This window comes from Lentzea flava (assembly GCF_014648475.1).
Classification (GTDB): domain Bacteria; phylum Actinomycetota; class Actinomycetes; order Mycobacteriales; family Pseudonocardiaceae; genus Lentzea; species Lentzea flava.
The window spans coordinates 226283-245761 of the sequence record NZ_BMRE01000001.1; the positions used below are offsets into that span (position 1 = coordinate 226283).

At 70.2% G+C, this 19479-nt stretch carries 23 protein-coding genes; 7 read left to right on the top strand and 16 right to left on the bottom strand.

Going from position 1 to position 19479, the window contains the following annotated elements:
* Positions 1–39 precede the first annotated feature (39 nt).
* Positions 40–630, top strand: a complete 591-nt coding sequence (locus IEZ09_RS01170; RefSeq protein ID WP_189251617.1) for a LysE family translocator — start codon at positions 40–42, stop codon at positions 628–630.
* On the opposite strand, the gene IEZ09_RS01175 is transcribed toward IEZ09_RS01170, so the two are convergent.
* The 10 genes from IEZ09_RS01175 to IEZ09_RS01220 all read right to left on the bottom strand — a co-directional run bounded on the left by IEZ09_RS01175 (position 627) and on the right by IEZ09_RS01220 (position 8308).
* The gene (locus IEZ09_RS01175) at positions 627–1877 is read right to left on the bottom strand and encodes an RNA polymerase sigma factor (protein ID WP_189251618.1); all 1251 of its coding nucleotides are present in this window, start codon (positions 1875–1877) and stop codon (positions 627–629) included. The genes IEZ09_RS01170 and IEZ09_RS01175 overlap by 4 nt on opposite strands.
* Before the next feature lie 7 nt (positions 1878–1884).
* Positions 1885–2115 (bottom strand): YciI family protein, encoded by a 231-nt coding sequence (locus IEZ09_RS01180; RefSeq protein WP_189251619.1) that lies wholly within the window; start codon positions 2113–2115, stop codon positions 1885–1887.
* A gap of 81 nt (positions 2116–2196) precedes the next feature.
* The gene (locus tag IEZ09_RS01185; RefSeq protein WP_189251620.1) at positions 2197–3039 is read right to left on the bottom strand and encodes an NAD(P)H-binding protein; all 843 of its coding nucleotides are present in this window, start codon (positions 3037–3039) and stop codon (positions 2197–2199) included.
* Complete coding sequence (locus tag IEZ09_RS01190) at positions 3036–3791, bottom strand: TetR/AcrR family transcriptional regulator (RefSeq protein ID WP_189251621.1); 756 nt, start codon at positions 3789–3791, stop codon at positions 3036–3038. Before IEZ09_RS01190 ends, IEZ09_RS01185 begins: the two co-directional genes overlap by 4 nt.
* A 63-nt stretch (positions 3792–3854) precedes the next feature.
* The gene (locus IEZ09_RS01195) at positions 3855–4550 is read right to left on the bottom strand and encodes a hypothetical protein (RefSeq protein WP_189251622.1); all 696 of its coding nucleotides are present in this window, start codon (positions 4548–4550) and stop codon (positions 3855–3857) included.
* A 66-nt stretch (positions 4551–4616) separates the two neighbouring features.
* Positions 4617–5129: a YflT domain-containing protein gene (locus IEZ09_RS01200; protein WP_189251623.1), complete on the bottom strand. Its 513-nt coding sequence runs from the start codon at positions 5127–5129 to the stop codon at positions 4617–4619.
* 41 nt (positions 5130–5170) lie between these two features.
* A complete protein-coding gene (locus IEZ09_RS01205) occupies positions 5171–5947 on the bottom strand; it encodes an arylamine N-acetyltransferase family protein (RefSeq protein WP_189251624.1) in 777 nt (258 codons plus the stop codon).
* Positions 5948–5957: 10 nt separating this feature from the next.
* Entirely contained in the window at positions 5958–6440 is a 483-nt protein-coding gene (locus tag IEZ09_RS01210; RefSeq protein WP_189251625.1) for a GNAT family N-acetyltransferase, read from the bottom strand.
* A 30-nt stretch (positions 6441–6470) separates the two neighbouring features.
* Complete coding sequence (locus tag IEZ09_RS01215; RefSeq protein ID WP_189251626.1) at positions 6471–7730, bottom strand: hypothetical protein; 1260 nt, start codon at positions 7728–7730, stop codon at positions 6471–6473.
* Entirely contained in the window at positions 7727–8308 is a 582-nt protein-coding gene (locus tag IEZ09_RS01220; RefSeq protein WP_189251627.1) for an RNA polymerase sigma factor, read from the bottom strand. The genes IEZ09_RS01215 and IEZ09_RS01220 overlap by 4 nt, the downstream gene beginning before the upstream one ends.
* Before the next feature lie 113 nt (positions 8309–8421).
* Here IEZ09_RS01220 and IEZ09_RS01225 point away from each other — a divergent pair, with 113 nt between their 5' ends.
* Both IEZ09_RS01225 and IEZ09_RS01230 read left to right on the top strand, forming a co-directional pair.
* Entirely contained in the window at positions 8422–8634 is a 213-nt protein-coding gene (locus tag IEZ09_RS01225) for a hypothetical protein (protein ID WP_189251628.1), read from the top strand.
* Between the two features lie 500 nt (positions 8635–9134).
* A complete protein-coding gene (locus IEZ09_RS01230; protein WP_189251629.1) occupies positions 9135–9866 on the top strand; it encodes an SDR family oxidoreductase in 732 nt (243 codons plus the stop codon).
* Here the strand turns inward: IEZ09_RS01230 and IEZ09_RS01235 are convergent.
* Together IEZ09_RS01235 and IEZ09_RS01240 are read right to left on the bottom strand one after the other, a co-directional pair.
* Complete coding sequence (locus IEZ09_RS01235; protein ID WP_189251630.1) at positions 9848–10351, bottom strand: DUF2087 domain-containing protein; 504 nt, start codon at positions 10349–10351, stop codon at positions 9848–9850. The genes IEZ09_RS01230 and IEZ09_RS01235 overlap by 19 nt on opposite strands.
* Before the next feature lie 73 nt (positions 10352–10424).
* Entirely contained in the window at positions 10425–10901 is a 477-nt protein-coding gene (locus tag IEZ09_RS01240) for a hypothetical protein (protein ID WP_189251631.1), read from the bottom strand.
* A gap of 48 nt (positions 10902–10949) precedes the next feature.
* Between IEZ09_RS01240 and IEZ09_RS01245 the strand changes: the two genes are divergently transcribed.
* On the top strand, positions 10950–11918 hold the full coding sequence (locus tag IEZ09_RS01245) for a helix-turn-helix transcriptional regulator (RefSeq protein WP_189251632.1): 969 nt from the start codon (positions 10950–10952) through the stop codon (positions 11916–11918).
* Here the strand turns inward: IEZ09_RS01245 and IEZ09_RS01250 are convergent.
* The 4 genes from IEZ09_RS01250 to IEZ09_RS01265 are packed head-to-tail and all read right to left on the bottom strand — an operon-like array spanning position 11906 to position 16278.
* Positions 11906–12622: a DUF3626 domain-containing protein gene (locus IEZ09_RS01250; RefSeq protein ID WP_189252169.1), complete on the bottom strand. Its 717-nt coding sequence runs from the start codon at positions 12620–12622 to the stop codon at positions 11906–11908. The genes IEZ09_RS01245 and IEZ09_RS01250 overlap by 13 nt on opposite strands.
* A gap of 43 nt (positions 12623–12665) precedes the next feature.
* Complete coding sequence (locus IEZ09_RS01255) at positions 12666–13184, bottom strand: sugar O-acetyltransferase (RefSeq protein WP_189252168.1); 519 nt, start codon at positions 13182–13184, stop codon at positions 12666–12668.
* 17 nt (positions 13185–13201) lie between these two features.
* Positions 13202–13960 (bottom strand): SWIM zinc finger family protein, encoded by a 759-nt coding sequence (locus IEZ09_RS01260; protein ID WP_189251633.1) that lies wholly within the window; start codon positions 13958–13960, stop codon positions 13202–13204.
* A complete protein-coding gene (locus tag IEZ09_RS01265) occupies positions 13960–16278 on the bottom strand; it encodes a DEAD/DEAH box helicase (protein WP_189251634.1) in 2319 nt (772 codons plus the stop codon). The genes IEZ09_RS01260 and IEZ09_RS01265 overlap by 1 nt, the downstream gene beginning before the upstream one ends.
* A gap of 41 nt (positions 16279–16319) precedes the next feature.
* Between IEZ09_RS01265 and IEZ09_RS01270 the strand changes: the two genes are divergently transcribed.
* The 3 genes from IEZ09_RS01270 (at position 16320) to IEZ09_RS01280 (ending at position 19472) form a co-directional block, all read left to right on the top strand.
* Positions 16320–17084: a TetR/AcrR family transcriptional regulator gene (locus IEZ09_RS01270; RefSeq protein WP_229812143.1), complete on the top strand. Its 765-nt coding sequence runs from the start codon at positions 16320–16322 to the stop codon at positions 17082–17084.
* 193 nt (positions 17085–17277) lie between these two features.
* Positions 17278–18519 (top strand): GlnX family signal transduction membrane protein, encoded by a 1242-nt coding sequence (locus IEZ09_RS01275; RefSeq protein ID WP_229812144.1) that lies wholly within the window; start codon positions 17278–17280, stop codon positions 18517–18519.
* Between the two features lie 23 nt (positions 18520–18542).
* Positions 18543–19472 (top strand): glutamate ABC transporter substrate-binding protein, encoded by a 930-nt coding sequence (locus IEZ09_RS01280; RefSeq protein WP_189252171.1) that lies wholly within the window; start codon positions 18543–18545, stop codon positions 19470–19472.
* Positions 19473–19479 lie beyond the last annotated feature (7 nt).

A 19479-nucleotide genomic window follows, 5' to 3' on the forward strand; every position in this document is an offset into this window, starting at 1 on the left:
CTCTGCTTTCTGGACCGCTTGGGCGGCACAGTGATCGGCATGAGCCTCGCCTTCCTGATCACCACGCTGATCGCGGTCGCCACACCCGGCACCGGTGTCCTGTACACGTTGTCGGCCGGGCTGGCGCACGGGCGCAGGGCGAGCGTGATCGCCGCGTTCGGCTGCACGCTCGGGATCGTGCCGCAGGTGGTCGCCACCGTCACCGGCCTGGCGGCCCTGCTGCACGCGAGCGCCCTGGCGTTCGAGATCGTGAAGTACCTCGGCGTCGCCTACCTGGTGTTCCTCGCGTGGAGCACCTTGCGGGACAAGAGCGAGCTCGTGGTCTCCACCGACGCGCCGAGAGCGTCGGCGTCGAAGATCATCGTCAACGCCGTGCTGCTGAACGTGCTGAACCCCAAGCTCACGATCTTCTTCGTGGCGTTCCTGCCGCAGTTCGCCACCACGCCGGCCGAGATGGTGCGGCTCAGCGCGGTGTTCATGGCGCTGACGTTCGCGGGCTTCGTGGTGTACGGGCTCTTCGCCGCCTCGATGCGCGACCAGGTGCTGTCCCGGCCGCGGGTGATGGTGTGGCTGCGGCGGTGCTTCGCCGCGTCGTTCGCCGCCCTCGGGGTGAAGCTCGCCCTCACCTAGTCGCAGGCGGCGGCACGCTGGAGCAGCAGGGTCTTCTCGCGTTCGTTGCGGGTCAGCGAGGCGGCCTTCTCGAACTCGGCCTTCGCCTCCTGCGTGCGGCCGAGCTTGACCAGGAAGTCGCCGCGGACGCTCGGCAGCAGGTGGTAGCCCTGCAACGCCTTCTCGCCGGCGATCTCGTCGACCAGCGCGAGCCCGGCGGCGGGCCCGTACGCCATCGACAACGCCACCGCGCGGTTGAGCTCGACGATCGGCGACGGCGAGATCTGCGCGAGCACCTGGTAGAGCGAGGCGATGCGCTGCCAGTCGGTGTCCTCGGCCTTGCGGGCGCGGGCGTGACACGCGGCGAGAGCGGCCTGCACGTAGTACGGACCGGGCGGCTGGTTGAGCGCCTCGGCGCGTTCGAGGGCCTTGAGGCCGCGGCCGATGAGCAGCCAGTCCCACTTGCCGCGGTCCTGGTCGAGCAGCAGCACCGGCTCACCGCCAGGACCGGTGCGGGCCTTGGAGCGCGACGCCTGGATCTCCATCAGCGCGACCAGGCTGTGGACCTCGGCCTCCTTCGGCGCCAGCTCCGCGAGCACACGCCCGAGCCGCAGCGCCTCCGCGCACAGCTCCGGGCGCATCCAGTCGTCGCCCTGGGTGGCGGAGTAGCCCTCGTTGAAGATCAGGTAGATCACCTCGAGGACGGACGCGAGCCGCGGCGCCAGCTCAGGCCCCTCCGGCACCTCGAACGGCACACCGGCGTCGGCCAGTGCCTTCTTGGCGCGCACGATCCGCTGGGCCACCGTCGAGTCGCTGACCAGGAACGCGCGGGCGATCTCCTCGGTCTTGAGGCCGCCCAGCATCTTCAGCGTCAGCGCGACCCGCGCCTCGGTGCCCAGCACCGGGTGGCAGGCGGTGAAGATGAGGCTCAGCAGGTCGTCGCCGATCTCGTCCTCGATGCCCTCGCTGGCGTCCGGCGTGGCCTCCTGGATCTCCCGCCCGATCTCCTCGACCTTGCGGTTGAAGTTCTCCCGCCGCCGGATCTGGTCGATCGCCCGGCGCTTGGCCGTCGTCATCAGCCAGGCGCCGGGGTTCTTCGGCACACCTTCGACCGGCCACTGCTCCAGCGCCGCCACGAGCGCGTCCTGGGCCATCTCCTCGGCCAGGCCCACGTCGCGCACGTACCGGGCGAGCGCGGCGATGACCTTCGCCGACTCCATCCGCCAGACGGCGTCGATGGTGCGGTGCACCGAGGTGGTAGCCCCCATGGAGGCATCAGACCACAGCCACCTCCCGTATTTCCACGACGCACGCCGGAAGGGGGATGCGCCGGACGCGTTCCACCGCTTCCTCCTGGTCGCGCACGTCGATCAGCCAGTACCCGGACACCCCGCAGGCGTGCGGCACCAGGTCGCCCGCGTCGAGCAGCACGCCCGCTCTGAGCAGGGCGTCCCGGTACAGCGCCGCCAACGGCTTCGGGCTTCTCACGAACACCATGAACCGCACCGGACCTCCTCGGTCTCGCTCCCCTTGCAGAGACGTCGAACGAGGAGGTGCCGAAATCGACGCGGAGATCACCGGTGGCGATCAGCTTGACGTGGTGAAGTCCGCGACGTGATCCCGTGCCCACTGCGCGAACGTCCGGTACGGCTTGCCGGTGACGGCTTGGAAGTCCGGCTGCACCACGAACTCGTAGTCGGCGAAGTCGTCCGGATCGCCACCCTCGTACCCACCCAGCCCGAGGATGTAGCGAGCGATCTCCTCTGGCCAGCCGAGACTGACGTAGTAGGCGAGCGCCTCTTCCACGGTGACGTCGACGAACCGCAGCTCACGCCCGATCGCCTCGCCGATGGCCGTCGCCATCTGTCGTTGCGTGAGCTGCGGCGGCCCGGACAGGTTGTAGGCCTTGCCCGCGTGCCCGTTTTCCAGCAACGCCTTCACGGCCACCTCGGCGATGTCGGCCTCGTGGATCGGCTGGCCGAACGCGTCCGGGTCGGGGTGCACGATCGTGCCGTCCGCGCGGATCGACGGCCCCCACAGGTCGATCTTGTTGGCCGCGAACTCGCCGGGCCGCAGGTGCGTCCACTCGGCACCGGACGCCTCGACGGCCTGCTCGACCGGCAGGTGGTGGCTGGTGTCGTACCCGTAGGTCACCGCGCCCGACGACAGCGTCACGATCCTGCGCACCCCGGCCTTGACCGCGCGGTCGACGACCTCCTGCGCGGTCGGCGGGTGGGCGAACAGGTAGAGCTTCTCCACGCCGTCGAACGGGATGCTCTCCGGGTCGTCGAGGTCGCCTTTCACGGTCCGCACCGGAAGATCGGCCTTGGCCGGGTCGCGGGTCATCGCCCGCACGTCCGCCTTGCCGGCGAGCCCGCGCACCACCAGCCTGCCGACGTTCCCCGTCGCGCCGGTCACCAGGATCGTCATCGCAAGCCCCCTTCGATTCCGTCCAGCAGCTTCTCGAGCCCGTAGTCGAACGAGCTCCGCACGGTGTCGGCCAGCGTGCCGCCGGTGTCGTAGGCACCGGCGTTCCACAGGCTCGTCATCGTCGGATAGCGCTCGACGTCGAAGTAGTCGTCCCAGAACAGCTGCCGCGCGCTCCACCACGAGTCACCGGACTCGCCCGTCTTCCGCTCCAGCTGTTGATCGTCCACTTCGGACGCGGCCGCGCCGTGGACGAACCCCTCGATCGCCACGTGCGCCACCGTCACCTGCCGAGGTTCGAGACCGGAGTCGGCCAGGGCGGCCAGCACGAACTCCTGTCCGTCCATCAGGCCCGGCCCGAGCGGCGGGCGCACCATCGACACGTCACGCATCCACGGGTGTGCCTGGTACACCGCGCGTGTGCGGTCGGCGTAGTGCTTGATGCGCTCACGCCAGGTGCCCTCCGGCGTGAGGTCGCGCTCCTGCAGCACGGTGTCCGCCATCAGGTCGATGAGCTCCGCCTTGCCGGGCACGTGCGTGTAGAGCGACATCGTTCCGACGGTCAGTTCCTGCGCGACGCGGGCCATCGACATCGCGCCGAGCCCCTCGCGGTCGGCCACCGCTATCGCCGCGCCGACGATCTGGTCGACGCTCACCTTGGGCTTCCTGCCGACCGGTTTCGGTTCCGGCGGCGAGCGCCAGAGCAGCGCGATCGTCCTGGCCGGGTCTCCCCCGCCGCTGCGTTCGGCGGCCATCCGTCCACCCCATTTCCGTAGGCCATACGGAAACAATACCGTATGACGTACGGAAATGGTGGGTCAGTTGTTGTACCAGGTGACGTGGACGCTGGTGGGGGTCTCTTTGCTCAGGTCAGCACACACCTCGTGGGCCACGACGAGGCCGATCCGCCGGCACCAGTGCTCGGAGCGCGGTACGTAGCCGCGGGACGCGAGGTGCGCGCGCACCACCTCGGGGGCACGGTCGCCGGTCGCGTCGAGCGTGCGCCAGCAGTTCCCGGAGCCGCACCCGGCGTCACCCTCGACCACCTGCAGAGCGGCCGGCCCCGGCAGCACGCCTTCGTCGCGGGGCTTGCTCTCCATGTTCATGATCCCCAGGAAGGCGGCGCCGACGAACCCGAGCACCACGTAGCCGGCGATCGTGAAGGCGCTGACCATCGCCGGGGCCGGTCGCGCAGCGCGCGGCAACCGCTCCACCGCCAGGCCCGCAACCGACAGCACCGCCGCCATCACGGAGTAGACCCAGTAGATCTCCAGCGCCGAGGGCACCCACGGCCCGGTCCACCCGAGCCCGCGCGGCACCACGAACCACACCAGCAGCGCCAGGATGGCCAGCCCGACGACGACCCCGGTCCGCCACGAGCGGGCCAGGGCGCACCACACCAGGATCGGGAACAGGCCGAACAGGTTGGCGTCCCTGGATGTCGCGACCACCAGGAATGCCAGCGCGACGAGCACGCCCCGCCACAACCGCTCACGCTGCTCGTTGATCCACACCGGGCCAGTATGCGGAAACGCCGCCCCCTGGGGGACGGCGTTTCCTCGTGGTGGTGGGAGCTGGACTCAGGAGCGCCAGGCGAGGGTGGTCAGCATGTCCTTGCCGCGCTCGGCGCTGCGGGGGTGGCTGAGCACGTCGTAGCGACCGGCCACGAGCTGGGTGGTCGAGGCGAAGTCGCGGCGGCCGCGCTGCGCCGAGTAGCGCATGGCGGCACCGGCCAGGCCGAAGACCGTACCGACGACCAGGCCCGTGATGATCGGGGCGAGGGCGCCACCGGTCGAGAACAGGCCCAGCAGCAGACCGACGAACAGACCGAACCAGGCACCCGACGCGGCACCGGCGCCGAGGACGCGGCCCCAGGTCAGGCGGCCCGTGACGCGTTCGACGATCATCGGCTCGACGCCGACGATGGTGACGTCGGCGACCGGGAAGTCGTTGTCCGCCAGGTGGTCGACGGCTCGCTGCGCCTCTTCGTAGGTGGCGTAGGAACCGATCGGCCAGCCCGAGGGCGGCGTGGGCAGCGCGTTGACGCCTGCGGCGTTGCCGGCTCCTGCGGTGAACGGAGTCGCGGTGGTCATTTGTGCAACACCTCCGATATGCGATCCCCTTATGTCCAGTACTACGAATGAGTGCCCGCGGTTGTTCCCCGAATTGAGCTGATGTGACTCAGCTCCCCCTCGGTGAGCGTGATGTCCAGCGATTCCAGCGTTTTCTCGAGGTTTTCAACCTGAGAATTCTCAGGTTTCTCACCGGCGTGCTCGATCGTGATCTCCGAACCCACCAAACGGCGGCTCAGGCCCGGTTCGAGACGCATGACGACGAGCTGGCGGCTGAACGGCGAGCGCTCGTGCGTGGCGACGTAGTAGTTGGCCATCCGGTAGTCGACAGGCAGCTGTTCGACGTCGTCCTCGAACGCGTGCATGCGTTCCCAGCCGTTCTCCACCTGCTTTTCCAGCACCCACAGGCGACCCTCGCGCCGCAACCGGTGCGGCCATCCGGCCTGGTCCACGACGGCGCCGTCCACGAGCGGCATCGGGTGCAGCATTCCCGCGCCGAAACCGACGTCGACGAGCTGGTCGTCCACGATCGACATGAAGTGGGTGCGCGGCCCGGTCTTCACCCTGGCCATCCGCCTGCGAACCTCGTAGCCGAGGCGTTCCAGCACCGCCGTGAACAACAACTGGTGCTCGTAGCAGTAACCACCGCGGCGGCGGCCGACCATTTTGGCCTGGATGTCGACGAGGTCCAGCGACGGCACGAGGCCGAGCATCACGTCGATGTTCTCGAACGGGATGGCGCGCACATGCGCTTCGTGCAACTCCGTCAACGAACTCGACGCCGACGCCCCGGTGCGCCCGAAGTACGCGTCAAGGTCGACCAAGTCCGTCTGCCACATGCAGTTCCCCCTAACCTTGTTGCCATTCCTCCTTCGTCAGCGCGTATTCGACCTCTCCGTATTCCGCGCCGGGAAGCGGCTCGTCCCAGTCGACGTGGAACGTGCGGACGTGCCGCAGCCCGCACTTCTCCATCACGCGCCGCGACCCGGCGTTGACGGCCATCGTGGTCGCGACGACCCGCTGCACCTCACCGGTCGTGAACCCGCGCTCGATCAGTGCTTTCCCGCCCTCGGTGGCGTAGCCGCGGCCCCAGAACTCGCGGTGCAGCCGGTAGCCGAGCTCGACCACGCCCTCGCCGACCGGCTTGAACTCGAACCAGCCGACGAAGCGCCCGGAGGCCTTCTCGACCGCCGCGTGAAAGCTCGGGCCGAGGTAGTCCTCGACCGGAGCGGGGTCGAGGAACCGCATCACCTCGGGGTCGGCGTGCAGCCGGCGCAGTTCGTCCACATCGGACGGCTGAAGTGGCCGCAGCGTCAGGCGTTCCGTTTCCACACCGGCATCTTGGCCCGCGTGTCCACCGGTTTACCGGGTCGGTGTGATCGTCTCCAGGATCGCGCCGCCCGCGTCCCGCACGACGACACGGGCGTCGGGGTGCTGGTCGATCAGCGGTGCGGCCAGGACGAACGTGCCGTTGCCGATCGACGCGGGAACGTCGGCCATGCCGGGCCGGGTGTAGGTGATCGACGCGACGCGCGGGTCGGTCACCAGCCCGACGGCCGCGCAGGACGAGCTGGCGGAGTGAGCGACCTCCCCCGGCTCCCTCCCCTGCTGCGTCCTGAAGTCGTAGAACACCCGCACGGACGCGACGGTGGTGCCGGCGACCTCGTCCATGCCGTCCGGGTCGCGCACGTCGTAGACGCTGCCGCGCAGCGGCCCACCGGCGTCCAGGCAGTACAGCAGCAGGTCGCCGAACCGGCCGAGCACGACCGTGTCGGTGACGCTGACCTTGACCGTCAGGCCGTGGGCGAACTGGCCGGGATCCGGGATCGGCCGGTCGCGCAGGCACTCGGCGAGCTTCTGCGCCTCCGGTGTGCCGCGATCGGCGGGCGGCAGCGGCCGGTCCGTCACCGACGGAGCCGGTTTCGGCACACCGCGCACGGCGGACTCCTCGCCGTTGACGAGCGCCTTCGTGCCGTTCTCGGCGCGCAGGTAGCCGTGCGGGGCGAGAAACAGGCCGTCGACGAGCGCGGGCGAGGTGTTGTTCCACTCCGGCTCGGCCATGCGCGACAGGCTGAGGAACTTCACGTCCGGCGACACGAGCCCCGCCATCGCCCCCGTCGGCGAGGTGAACAGGATCTTCACCTTGCGGCGGCCCACGTCGAGCTGTGCGGGGTCCGGGTCGGAGATGGTGGTCGTGGTGGCGGTGTTGGCGCAGAAGAACACGCCGGTCGGGCCGCGGAAGGCGGTGAGGACCGTGCCGTCCTTGCGGCTGGTGGCGATGGTCTGCCACTGCGCGGCGGGCGGATGCGCCTTGGCTGCGGCGACGCACCTTGCCAGCGCGTCCGGGGCCACCACGCCGCGTTCGACGTGGTTGACGACCGCGCGGTCCTTGCCGGCGAACTCGCCGTTCTGCTGGTAGGACGGCCCGGCGACCTCGGCGGATTCGCCGAACAGCGCCTGGGACGCGACGACGGCTCCCGCGGCGAGCACGCTCACCCCCGCGGCGATGAACAGCGGGGCCCGGTTGCCGGGTGCGGGGTTCATGCCCTCGGCGAGGCGGCGGCGGGCGCGCAGGCGGACGTCGTCGGGCAGGGTGCGGTTCTCGGGCAGCTGGTCGATCACGGCGTGTCCTCGGAGGTCAGTGCGCGGAGGTGGGCGCGGGTGCGGGAGACGCGGGCGCGGACGCTCGACTCGGCGATGCCCAGCAGCGTGGCGGCGTCGGCGGTGGAGACGTCGCCGAGCAGGCAGAGCTGGGCGATCTCGCGTTCGGACCGCGGCAGTTCCGCGATGGCGGCCACCACCACGGCCAGGCGGCGCTGGGCGTCCGTGCGGTCGGCGACGTCGTCGGCGTGGTCGCGCTCGTCCTGCGGGACGAGCTTCGCGACCAGCCGCAACGCCCTGCGCGACGCCCGCCGCTCGGTGCGGGCGCGGTTGGCGGTCACGGTGTAGAGCCAGGGCAGGGCGGAGTCGCGCACCAGCCGGGCCTCGCCGCGTTTGCGCCACGCCGTCAGGAACGTGGCGGACAGCAGGTCCTCTGCCTGCGACCAGGAGGCGGTCAGGCGGTAGGCGTAGTTCCACACCGCCTCGGCGTGGCGTTCGAACAGCTCGGTGAACGCGGCGTGGTCGCCCTGCGCGATCAGGTCCCACAGCTGCGCGTCCGGCGGCGGCCCCACGTCCGCACGCTCGGTCGTCTCAGTCATCACACTCCGCCTGGGGCCGTCACCGCCCAGTGTGCTGCGTGACCTGGGTCACGGCGTACCAGGGAGTAGCCCCTCACGGCAGGGGGACACGACGGCGATGGCAAGATCTTCGCGTGCCGATCGAGCAGCAGCCCGGCAGTGTTGAGCCGGAGACCCAGGTGTTCGCGAAGATCACGACCGAGGAATCCCCAGCAGCGACCATCCCAGCCACCACGCCCGCAGATGCTCCCGCGCCGCCCAGGCAGGCGCCCGCACGCAAGCCGAAGTCGCTGACCCGGCGGATCGCCCGGCGGATCCTCGGCCCGACCCTGATGACGAAGAAATAGCCTCGGCTAGCGGTCGGGGACCTGGCCCAGACCGCCGCAGACGCGGCAGGCGGTCCGGTCCTCGTTCAGCCCAGAACCAAGGCAACGGCTGCACTCCTTCACAGCGGAACAGTGTCCGCTTCTACTCCGAGTGGACGCAGCCGCCAAGCAGGGACCGTCACGGCAATAATGGGTGACCCCCATCGTTCACGCTCGGTGATCAGGCCGGGGTGGACGGTCCCGCCGGAATCTCGTTGGCACGTGCGACATTGCCTGCGACATTTCCCTGGACGACACCTCTGGCGTCCCCGTGCGGCAGCTTCCACCAGCCGGAACAACCACGGGGACACGGGTGCGACATCTCGTGCAGCACAAGGCCTTCCGGGCCGGGAACGGGTTGTTGCCAGGTCATGGTCCCCGTGCCCGCGCACAGCAGGCAAATGTCCGATTCGCACTCCACGCAACGTAGTTACTCCACACGGGACACTGAGAGCAATCGCTGGATCGAGGGGAGATCACCGATGGCGGTGGCAGTCGTGACGGGAGCGGGTTCCGGCGTGGGTCGTGCGGCGGCGCGAACCCTGCTGGGGGCGGGTTTTCAGGTGGCGCTGGCCGGTCGGCGCGAGGACGTGCTGCACGAGACCGCCGAGGGTTTCGCCGACAGCACCCTGGTCGTGCCGACCGACGTGTCGCATGAGGACTCGGTCGTCGCGCTGTTCGAGGCCGTGGTCGCGAAGTGGGGCCGCGTGGACGTGTTGTTCAACAACGCCGGCACCAACGTCCGCGCCACGCCGATCGAGGAGTTCAGCCTCAGCGCGTGGGAGAAGGTCGTCGGCGTGAACCTGACCGGGCCGTTCCTGTGCGCCCGTGAGGCGTTCAAGGTGATGAAGACCCACGGCGGCGGCCGGATCATCAACAACGGCTCGGTCTCGGCGACCGTGCCGCGCCCGCACGCGGTGGCCTACAACGCGACCAAGCACGCCATCACGGGCCTGACCAAGTCGCTGTCGCTGGAGGGCCGCGCGCACAACATCGCGTGCGGGCAGATCGACATCGGCAACGCCGCGACGGAGATGACCGAGCGGATGGGCCAGGGCGTGCTGCAGGCGAACTTCGAGATCAGGCCGGAGCCGACGTTCGACGTGCAGCACGTGGCCGACGCGGTGCTGTACCAGGCTCAGCTGCCGCTCAACGCGAACGTGCAGTTCATGACCGTGATGGCCACGAGCATGCCCTACATCGGCAGAGGCTGAGCCTGGTAGAGACCACCGCCGCGTTCCAGCAGGCCGAAGTCCACCAGGTAGCGGCGGATGGTCACGTGGTCGAGCTCTCCCCCGTCGCACCACGCCTGCAGCCGCTCGTTGATCTCCTTCTCCTCGTAGTACGTCCGCGGCACGAAGGCCTTCGACGCGACGTGCTCCAGAATCTTGCGGCGGCGTTCCGGCGCGACCGGCAGCGAGATCAGCTTGTCGCCGCGCACGAACGGCGCGAGCCCGTCGGCGGGCATCTGCTCGGTGAGCGTGGCGGCGAGCGGCTTGAGATCAGCCGGCCGGGCCGGGTCCCCCTCGACCAGCCCGGCCTCGCGGAGCTTGCGCAGCGCGACGCCCGCGTCCTTGACCTTGAGCCCGGACGCGGCGGCGACGTCGCTCAGCGTTCCCGCGCCGAGGACGACAGCGGCGTAAGCCCGCAGCCTCGACGGTTCGGCCAGCGCGCGCACAACGGTCTCCGGAGTGGTCATGTCTGCGAACCTAACGCCGCCGTCCATCCGTTTCAGCCGGTTTTTCAGCGTGACGGCGCGCCCTGCCACTCGCTCATCTGCCCACCAGTCCTTCGGCCATGGTGTCGAGCAGGTAGGCGTCGAAGTCCGGCTCGCCGGGCTCCAGCACGTGCCGCACCCACGCGCGGCGTTCGTGCTCCAGCGGCGGCAGCTCCCACACGCAGCCGATGAGGTCCTTCGGGATGACGCTGAAGTGCGTGAGGTCCGGATCGGTCGAGCCGAGGAACGGCTGGTCGCCGGACACCGCGGTGCGGCAGTGCAGGACGTTGTCCCAGACCCAGTTGTAGGCGTTGAGGTACATGCCAGCGGCACTGCGGTGCAGCACGGTGACCGTGGCAGGCGGGGTCGGGTCGGCGAAGTCCGGGTAGATCTTCGGCAGGAACGCGTAGGCGGCCGCGCGGACGTCGTCGGTGATCGCGAGGCCGGGAGTGACGACCTCGTAGCGTTTGACGTGTCTGCCCGCGATGACCAGCGGTTCCTTGACCGCCAGCTGCTTCTCGTAGAAAGCCATGCGTCGAACATATGAGCTATCACTGACACCTTGTGGCAGTGTGTTCGCGTGCGTGCGAGCCGGTTGGTGTCGTTGTTGCTCCTGCTGCAGACGAAGGGGCGGATGACCGCGCAGGCGCTGGCCGACGAGCTGGAGGTGTCGGTCCGCACGATCTACCGGGACGTGGAGTCGCTGCACGCCGCCGGGGTGCCGCTCTACGGCGACGCGGGCCCGTCCGGCGGCTACCAGCTGCTCGACGGCTACCGCACGCGGCTGACGGGCCTGACCGAGCAAGAGGCGGAGTCGCTGTTCCTGGCGGGGCTGCCGGGCGCGGCCGCGGACCTGGGTCTTGGCGAGGCGGTGTCGGCGGCGCAGCTGAAGCTGATGGCGGCCCTGCCGTCGTCGATGCGCGACCGGGCCTCCCGCATGGCCGAGCGGTTCCACCTCGACGCGCCCGCCTGGTACTACGACGCGGAGCCCGCGCCGTTCCTGGAGCTCGTGGCGGACGCGGTGTGGAGCTCGCGGCTGCTGGAGGTCACGTACCGGCGGTGGCAGGCGCCGGAGGAGGTGACGCGCGTGTTGCGGCCGTTGGGGCTCGTGCTGAAGGCGGGCCGCTGGTACCTGGTCGCTCTGGGCTCGACGCGGATCTCGACCTACCGGGTGTCGCAGATCCAGGCCGCTCGCGTGCTGGACGAGACGTTCGCACGGCCGGAGGGGTTCGACCTGGCGGCGCACTGGGCGGCGTCGCTGGAGGACTTCCAGGCGCGCCAGTTCACCGGTGAGGCCGTGATCCGGTTGTCACGGCGGGGTTTCGAGTCGTTCGCGTCCCACGTGCTGCCCGCCGTGGCGCGGGCGGCCGAGGAGTCCGCTGTGGACGATGGCGGGTGGGTGCGGGTGACGATCCCGATCGAGTCGATCGGGCACGCGACGGGCATGGTGCTGCGGATGGGCGGCGAGGTGGAGGTGCTCGCGCCGGACGAGCTGCGCTCGCGCGTGACCGAGGTGGTGCGGCAGCTGGCGTCGATCTACCTGCCGTAGCCGAACCGGGCGAGGTGGTGCCAGAGGTGCTTCACGACCTGTGGCGCCGCTTCGGCGGTTTCGAGGATCCGCGGGTCGATGAACCCGTCCTCGGCGATCCGCAGTCCCAGTGCGACGGACTCCGGCGAGCGGTACCCGGCGTTGCGCTGGAGTTCCTCCGTGGACAGCCGGAAGCCGTCGTGCCACTCGACCGGGCACGGCAGGTCGGAGTTCCCGGTGAAGCTCGGGTCCAGCACGAGAGCCTCGACGTCGTCGAGCGTCACGGGCCCGTGGACGTGGGCCTCGATGTAGTTGTCGAGCGGGTCGCGGTCGTCGGCGTCGGCGAGCTCGATCAGCGCGAACCGCTGGGCGGTGCCGAAGTCGACGGGGTCGAAGACGCTGTCCGGGTAGCAGAACGTGGTGCGGTCGAGGACGGCTTCCTTGAGGCGCAGGTGCGCCGAGCCGAACCTGGGCGCGCCGCCCTGTGGCAGCCGCCGGTGGTTCAACGCGCCGTACTTGGGGCGGTCGGCGGGATCCGCGTTGTCGTAGGCGCCGCCGAAGAGACGGCTCTCCCACTCCCAGCGGGCGCCGCCGGGGTGCGCGGTGAGGCCGCCGTTGCTGGTGCCGGTCTCGAACTGCGACCGGTACACACCGTCGCGGACCAGGGCGTCGAGCACGCCACGGCCGGGGTGGAAGTTCAGCGTGACGCGCAGGTCGCGCGGCATCGGCCCGCCCGCCGACCGCGCGTTGACGTGCGCGATCGCCTGCTCACAGTTCACGGACCACCTTGCACGGATTGCCGACGGCGAGCACGCGCGGCGGGATGTCGCGGGTCACGACGCTGCCCGCGCCGATCACCGCGTTGTCGCCGATGGTCACGCCCGCGCAGACGATGACACCGCCGCCGAGCCACACGTTGTCGCCGATGGTGATCGGTGCGGCGGTCTCGAAGCGCTGCCGGCGGGCCTCGTGGTCCTCCATCGGGTGCAGGGCGGTGAGCAGCTGGGCGCGCGGGCCGATGGAGACGTCGTCGCCGATGGTGATCGTCGCGCAGTCCATGAGGATCGCGTCGTAGTTGAGGAAGCTGTTGGCGCCCATGTGGATCTGGTAGCCGTAGTCGCACTGGAAGCGCGGCATGACCCACGAGCCCTCGCCGATGGACCCGAAGAGCTTCTCGATGACCGCGTGCGAGCGGGTGGCGTTGAACTCGTCCACGAGCTGCTGCGCGCGGCGGCGTTCGGCGACGAGCTCGGCGTCGGAGTCCCGGTAGAGCTCGCCGGTCATCATCTTCTGCTTCTCGGTGATCACCCGTCCAGAGTGCCCGAACGCAGCAGCGCGCGTGCTCTGTTCGCGGCGATCTCCATCAGCGCGGTGAGTTCCGCGGCGTCGAACCCCGGTGGCGGCTCGACGGCGAGCACCACAGGTGTGGTGGCCGGAAGTCCTGGTTTCGCGGGCGGCTGACCTGCGGTTTCAACCGGAACCACCACAGGTGTTCTGGTTCCGACGGGCCCGGCGACGCGCTGCTGCAGGGCGTCGAGGAGTTCCTGTTCCGGTTTTCCCTTCAGCAGCAGCAGGACGAACGGGTCGGCGTCGAGCAGCCAGCCGACCTGGAACGCGAGCGCGGCCGCGTGCCGGCACGGCAGTTCCCAGCCCTCGCAGTCGCAGTCGGGTTCGAGGTCGCCGATGCCGGGCAGCAGGTCCACACCGGACTCTTCGGCGGCCTCGACCAGCGAGCGGGGCATGTCGTTGTCCAGCAACGCGGCGATGTGGCCCGCCTGTTCGGCGACGCGGTCGAGGAACCGTCCCCATTGGACCGCCGTGAGCACCGGCACGTGGACCGTGGTGCTGTAGACGGTGTCGTCGTCGTGGACCTGGGCGTGCAGGCGGCCGGGGCTGACGGTGATCGGGCCGACGACGCCGGCATGGGCGTAGCGGCGTCCGAGGCGCAGCAGTGTCGTGTCGAGGGCGGTGTCCTCCAGGGCCTTCACCCAGGCCTTGCCCCACCACGTGGTGGCGACGCGGCGTTTCACCTTGGGGAACGCGGCGAATCCGCGTGCGGTCATCAAGAACTCCTGAGCTGGACCAGGGAAGCGAGTTCGGCGTCGGTCAGTTCGGTGAAGGCGGCCTCACCCGAGTGCAGGACGGCGTCGGCGAGGTCGCGTTTGTCCTGCAGGAGTGCGGCGATGCGTTCCTCGACGGTGCCTTCGGTGACGAGTTTGTGGACCTGGACGGGCCTGGTCTGGCCGATGCGGTAGGCGCGGTCGGTGGCCTGGTCCTCGACCGCCGGGTTCCACCAGCGGTCGAAGTGGATCACGTGGTCGGCCCTGGTGAGGTTGAGCCCGGTGCCGGCGGCTTTCAGCGACAGCAGGAACACCGGGGCGCGGCCCTGCTGGAAGTCGTCGACCATCTGCTCGCGCTGGGGCACGGGGGTGCCGCCGTGCAGGAAGCGGGTGGGGTGCTTGATGTGCTGTTCGAGCAGGCGGGCCATGCCGACGTACTGGGTGAAGATCAGCACGGAGCCGTCCTCGGCGACGATCGTGGCGAGGAGTTCGTCGAGCAGGTCGAGCTTGCCGGACGTGCCCTGCAGCGTGGCGTGGCCGAGGTAGTGCGACGGGTGGTTGCAGATCTGCTTGAGCCCGGTCAGCAGCTTGAGCACGAGGCCGCGCCGGGCCATGCCGTCGCTGGACGCGATCTGGTCGAGGATCTCCCTGGTCAGTGCCTCGTAGAGCGCGGCCTGCTCGGCGGTGAGCGAGACGGGCAGGTCGGTCTCGGTCTTCGGGGGCAGTTCCGGTGCGACGCCGGGGTCGGACTTGCGGCGGCGCAGCAGGAACGGCCGCACGACCTTGGCGAGGGTGTCGTCGGGTTCTGGCCAGCGGGTGCGGAACGCGCGGTGCGTGCCGAGCAGGCCCGGCGTCGTCCAGTCCAGGACGGCCCACAGTTCGGACAACGAGTTCTCGACCGGTGTGCCGGAGAGCGCGACGCGGGCGGCCGCGGGGATCGAGCGCAGTGCTTTGGCGGTGCCGGAGTGCGGGTTCTTGACGTGCTGGGCCTCGTCGGCGACGACCATGCTCCAGCTGTGGTTGCGCAACGTCTCCGCGTCCAGGCGCATGGTGCCGTAGGTGGTCAGCACGATGCCCGTGTCGGCGAGTGTCCGTTGTGGACCGTGGTAGCGGGTCACGGGGGTGCCCGGCGCGAACCGGTGGATCTCGCGTTCCCAGTTGCCGAGCAGTGAGGCCGGGCAGACGACCAGGGTGGGGTGCTCGTGCTGCCGGTGCAGGTGCAGGGCGATCAGGGTGATGGTCTTGCCCAGGCCCATGTCGTCGGCGAGGCACGCGCCGAGGCCGAGGCCGGTCATGTGGGCGAGCCAGCGCAGGCCGTGCAGCTGGTAGTCGCGCAGGGTCGCCCGGAGCGCGGCGGGTGCCTCGATCTGCGGGATGGTCGTGATCGCGGTGGTGAGGCTGTGCGGGGCGACGGCGACGGGTTCGCCGTCGATGATCGCGGTGCCGGTGAGGGCGGCGGTCACGGCGTGGACGGCGGTGATCGGGGCGAGCTGCTGCCGTGCCTTCTTCCTGAGCTTCGGGTCGACGAGCACCCACTGGTCGCGCAGCCGCACGACCGGCCGGCTGGCTTCGGCGATGACGTCCATCTCGGCGTCGGTCAGCGCCGCGTCGCCGAGTGCGAGCTGCCAGTGGAACGTGAGCAGGTCGTCGGCCTTGAACTTGCCGCTCGGTTCGCCGATGACGGCTTTCGCGGACAACGACGTGGTGAGGTTCTTGGGCCAGTGGACCTCGATGTCGGTGGTGAGGAGCTCGGCGACCTCGTCGTCGGTGAGCTCGGACTGGTCGAGCAGGCGGTGCAGGGGTGGCCAGGTGGCGCGGCCGATCGCGCGGATGGCGTCGAGCTCGCGCCCGGATCCGCGCACGTCGCGCGGGTAGGGGTCGGTGATGCCGCGGACCTGCACGATCGCGCGGAACCGCAGGTCCTCGGTCGTCTCGATGCGCAACGACAGCCTGATCTGCTCGTCCGCCCACGCCTTGAGCTCGGGCACCTCGCGGGGTTCGGCACCGGCGAACGGCCCGGAGCCGGTGCGGGGCAGCGCGTCGGCGACGGCGTCGAGGAACTGGCGCAGCTCGTCGTAGTCGCCGTGTGCGGCGAGCCGGCGCAGGTGCAGTTCGTCGGCGTGGTCGAGCGGGCCGATGCGCCACGTGTCGTGGCTTCCGGCGGTCACGCTCGGCACGATCCGGCCGCGGGCGACGAGGTTGAGCGCGGTCGCGGTGGCCACTCCCCAGTAACCGTCGTCGTTCAGCGCGTCCGGCAGGGCTTCCAGCAGGGGTTTTCCGTTGAACAGGCCGAGTCTGGGCGGGTCGGCAGGCGCGAACATACTATGTACCGTACACCATACGGTACGGTAGGGTCACGTCCGTGATCGAACACACGGGCAGTGGTGATCCCGCGCGGACGCTGGCGTTGCTGTGGCGCACGCAGGAACGCACGAGCCGCAAGGGCAAGCCGGACCTGAGCGTGGACCGCATCGTGCAGGCGGGCATCGCGCTGGCCGACGCCGACGGGTTGAAGGCGCTGTCGATGCGCCGCGTGGCCGAGTCGCTGGGTGTGGGGACGATGTCGCTCTACACCTACGTGCCCGGCAAGGGCGAGCTGATCGACGTCATGGTCGACACGGTGCAGGCGGCGACCGGCCGCGAGGTGGTCGAGGGCTGGCGCGAGCACCTGACGTACGTGGCGCGCGAGAACCTGGCCCTCTACCGGCGGCACCCCTGGTTGTTGCAGGTCGCGCCGTCTCGCACGGTGCTGGGCCCGCAGGTGGCGGCGAAGTACGACTTCGAGCTGCGCGGCCTGGACGGCATCGGCCTGTCGGACGTGGAGATGGACTCGGTGCTGAACCTGGTGCTGGGGCACGTGCAGAACTCGGCGCGGGGGCTCACGGCGGCCGCGGTGACGGAGAAGGAGACCGGGCTGACCGACCAGCAGTGGTGGGACGCGGCGGTTCCGTTCCTGATGACCGTGTTCGACCCGGCCCGCTACCCCGTCGCGTCGCGGGTCGGCAACGCGGTCGGCGAGGCGCACCAGAGCGCGTTCAGCCCGGAGCACTCGTTCGAGTTCGGGCTGTCCATGATCCTCGACGGCATCGCCCAGCTGATCGCCACGCGCTCCCACCCTGCTTCCTGACCGCACGGGACCCCGCGTACTCCACGGCGGCGGCTATGGCGGTGAGGTGGCGGGCGGTTACGGGCTCATGACACCCGCGCGGGATGCGCCGGTAATTCCCGCGCGGTGTCCCTCAACTGCCTACAGTTACGCCACGCGCCGTGGTGACGATCACCGCGACGCGTGGACAGCACCGCCACAGGGAGGCCCGCTCGTGGTGATCGACTCGCAGCCGCGGCAGGCGCTGGTGCGCCGGGTCACCGGTCTCGCGCGGTCGACACCGGGCCGGTTGAGCCTGATCGTCGTGGTGCTGGTGGTGGCGAGTCTGGCCAGCGGGTGGCTGTCGACGTGGAGCGTGAACCGGCAGGAACGGGCGCTGGAGGACCTCGCCACCCGGTCGGAGCCGCTCGCGCACGCGGCGCAGGAGGTCTACCGGGCGTTGCAGGACGCGGACGCGACGGCCGCGAGCGCGTTCCTGTCCGGCGGGCTGGAGCCTCCGCGGCTGCGCGAACGGTACGAGGCCGACATCGCCCAGGCCCAGGCCGCCCTCTCGGTGGCGACGGCCTCCTCCCCCGACCTGACCGCGACGCTGTCCGCTCAGCTGCCGGTCTACACGGGACTGATCGAGACGGCGCGCACGAACAACCGGCAGGGCTTCCCCGTCGGCGCGGCGTACCTGCGCGAAGCCTCGGGGCTGATGCGCACGCAGCTGCTGCCGTCGGCCCGGGAGCTGTACCGGGCGGAGACGGACCGGGTGGCCCGCGCGCAGGACGAGGCGACGTTCCCGTGGGGTTCGGTGCTGGTGGCGCTGGCGTTCGTGATCGCGCTGGTGCTCACCCAGCGGTATCTGACCCGCAAGACGAACCGGCTGCTCAACATCGGCCTGCTGGTCGCGACGGCGGCGGCGGTGCTGTCGCTGCTGTGGGTGACGACGGTGTCGGTGCTGGTGATGAACGACGTCGCGGACTCGCGTACGGCGTCGCAGAAGGCCGACGTGCTGGCGCAGGCGCGGATCGCGACCCTGACCGCGCGGGGCGACGAGACGCTGACGCTGGTCGCGCGGGGCGCCGGTCAGACCTACGAGAAGAGCTTCGTCGAGGTCTCGGAACGGCTGGAGGGGCAGCTCGAGGAGGCCAAGCGGCTGGAGGACACCGAGGCCGTCGACCAGGCGATGCGGCACTTCCGGCAGTGGCAGCAGGTCCACCAGCGCATCCGCGAGGCCGACGACGCGGGTCAGTACAACGACGCGGTGGCGTTGATCGACAACCCGTACTTCGACTCGCTGGACCAGGACCTGGTGCGGGCGATCGGCGAGGCGCGGCAGGACTTCAGCGACGAGGTGGCGGTGGCGCGGGGGTCGCTCGCGGGCACCGTGGTCGGTGTGCTGGTGCTCGCGGTGATCAGCGCGGTGGGATCGACGATGGGATTGTGGCAGCGGCTCAAGGAGTACCGGTGAGACGACTGGCGCTGGTATCGATCATGTTGCTGAGCGCGTGCTCGGCGGGTCCTGCGCCCAGCGAGGTCGTGCCGCGCAGCGCCGCGGCACCGCAGCCGGCGGGCGCCAGCACGGTCACGGCCGCGCCGAGCAGTTCGGCGGGCCCTGCGCCGTCGTGCGACGCGACGGCGAGCCTGCGTCCCGGCCCGTTGCCGCCCGCGGGGCAGATGCCGGCGGGTTCGAACATGGACCGGATCCTCAAGCGCGGCCGGTTGATCGCCGGGGTGGACCAGAACTCCTACCTGATGGGGTTCCGCAACTCGTTCACCGGCGAGATCGAGGGCTTCGACGTCGACGTGGTGCGGCAGATCGCCAAGGCGATCTTCGGCGACGAGAAGAAGGTGCAGTTCAAGGTCGTCACCTCGGCCGAGCGGATCCCGGTGCTGCAGCGCGGCGAGGTCGACCTGGTCGTGCGGACGATGACGATCACCTGCGAGCGGCTCCAGCACGTCGACTTCTCGTCGGTCTACTACCAGGCCGGGCAACGGGTGCTGGTGCGCCGCAACTCCGGCATCACCGGCGTGGACAGCCTCAAGGACAAGAGGGTGTGCGTGGCGTCGGGGTCGACGTCGCTGGGCAACGTGGTGAACCGGGTGAAGACGACGGTGAGCGTGCCGAACTGGACGGACTGCCTGGTGATGCTGCAGCAGGGGCAGACCGACGCGATCTCCACCGACGACACGATCCTGGCGGGTCTCGCGGCGCAGGACCCGTACACCGAGGTGGTGGGGTCGCGGTTCACCGAGGAGCCGTACGGGGTGGGTGTCCCGAAGGGGCAGGAGGACCTGGTCAGGTTCGTCAACGGCGTGCTGGAACGAATGCGCGCCGACGGGTCGTGGAACGGGATCTACCGGCGTTGGCTGAGCACGCTGGGCCCGGCACCAGCGCCGCCCGTCGCTCGTTATCGGGACTAGGGCCGTG

Coding starts and splice junctions, on each gene's coding strand:
- IEZ09_RS01170 (WP_189251617.1), top strand. CDS start 40: ATGAGCCTCGCCTTCCTGATCACCACGCTGATCGCGGTCGCCACACCC.
- IEZ09_RS01175 (WP_189251618.1), bottom strand. CDS start 1,877: ATGGGGGCTACCACCTCGGTGCACCGCACCATCGACGCCGTCTGGCGG.
- IEZ09_RS01185 (WP_189251620.1), bottom strand. CDS start 3,039: ATGACGATCCTGGTGACCGGCGCGACGGGGAACGTCGGCAGGCTGGTG.
- IEZ09_RS01190 (WP_189251621.1), bottom strand. CDS start 3,791: ATGGCCGCCGAACGCAGCGGCGGGGGAGACCCGGCCAGGACGATCGCG.
- IEZ09_RS01200 (WP_189251623.1), bottom strand. CDS start 5,129: ATGACCACCGCGACTCCGTTCACCGCAGGAGCCGGCAACGCCGCAGGC.
- IEZ09_RS01205 (WP_189251624.1), bottom strand. CDS start 5,947: ATGTGGCAGACGGACTTGGTCGACCTTGACGCGTACTTCGGGCGCACC.
- IEZ09_RS01220 (WP_189251627.1), bottom strand. CDS start 8,308: ATGACTGAGACGACCGAGCGTGCGGACGTGGGGCCGCCGCCGGACGCG.
- IEZ09_RS01230 (WP_189251629.1), top strand. CDS start 9,135: ATGGCGGTGGCAGTCGTGACGGGAGCGGGTTCCGGCGTGGGTCGTGCG.
- IEZ09_RS01235 (WP_189251630.1), bottom strand. CDS start 10,351: ATGACCACTCCGGAGACCGTTGTGCGCGCGCTGGCCGAACCGTCGAGG.
- IEZ09_RS01240 (WP_189251631.1), bottom strand. CDS start 10,901: ATGGCTTTCTACGAGAAGCAGCTGGCGGTCAAGGAACCGCTGGTCATC.
- IEZ09_RS01250 (WP_189252169.1), bottom strand. CDS start 12,622: ATGCCGCGCGACCTGCGCGTCACGCTGAACTTCCACCCCGGCCGTGGC.
- IEZ09_RS01255 (WP_189252168.1), bottom strand. CDS start 13,184: ATGATGACCGGCGAGCTCTACCGGGACTCCGACGCCGAGCTCGTCGCC.
- IEZ09_RS01260 (WP_189251633.1), bottom strand. CDS start 13,960: ATGACCGCACGCGGATTCGCCGCGTTCCCCAAGGTGAAACGCCGCGTC.
- IEZ09_RS01265 (WP_189251634.1), bottom strand. CDS start 16,278: ATGTTCGCGCCTGCCGACCCGCCCAGACTCGGCCTGTTCAACGGAAAA.
- IEZ09_RS01280 (WP_189252171.1), top strand. CDS start 18,543: ATGTTGCTGAGCGCGTGCTCGGCGGGTCCTGCGCCCAGCGAGGTCGTG.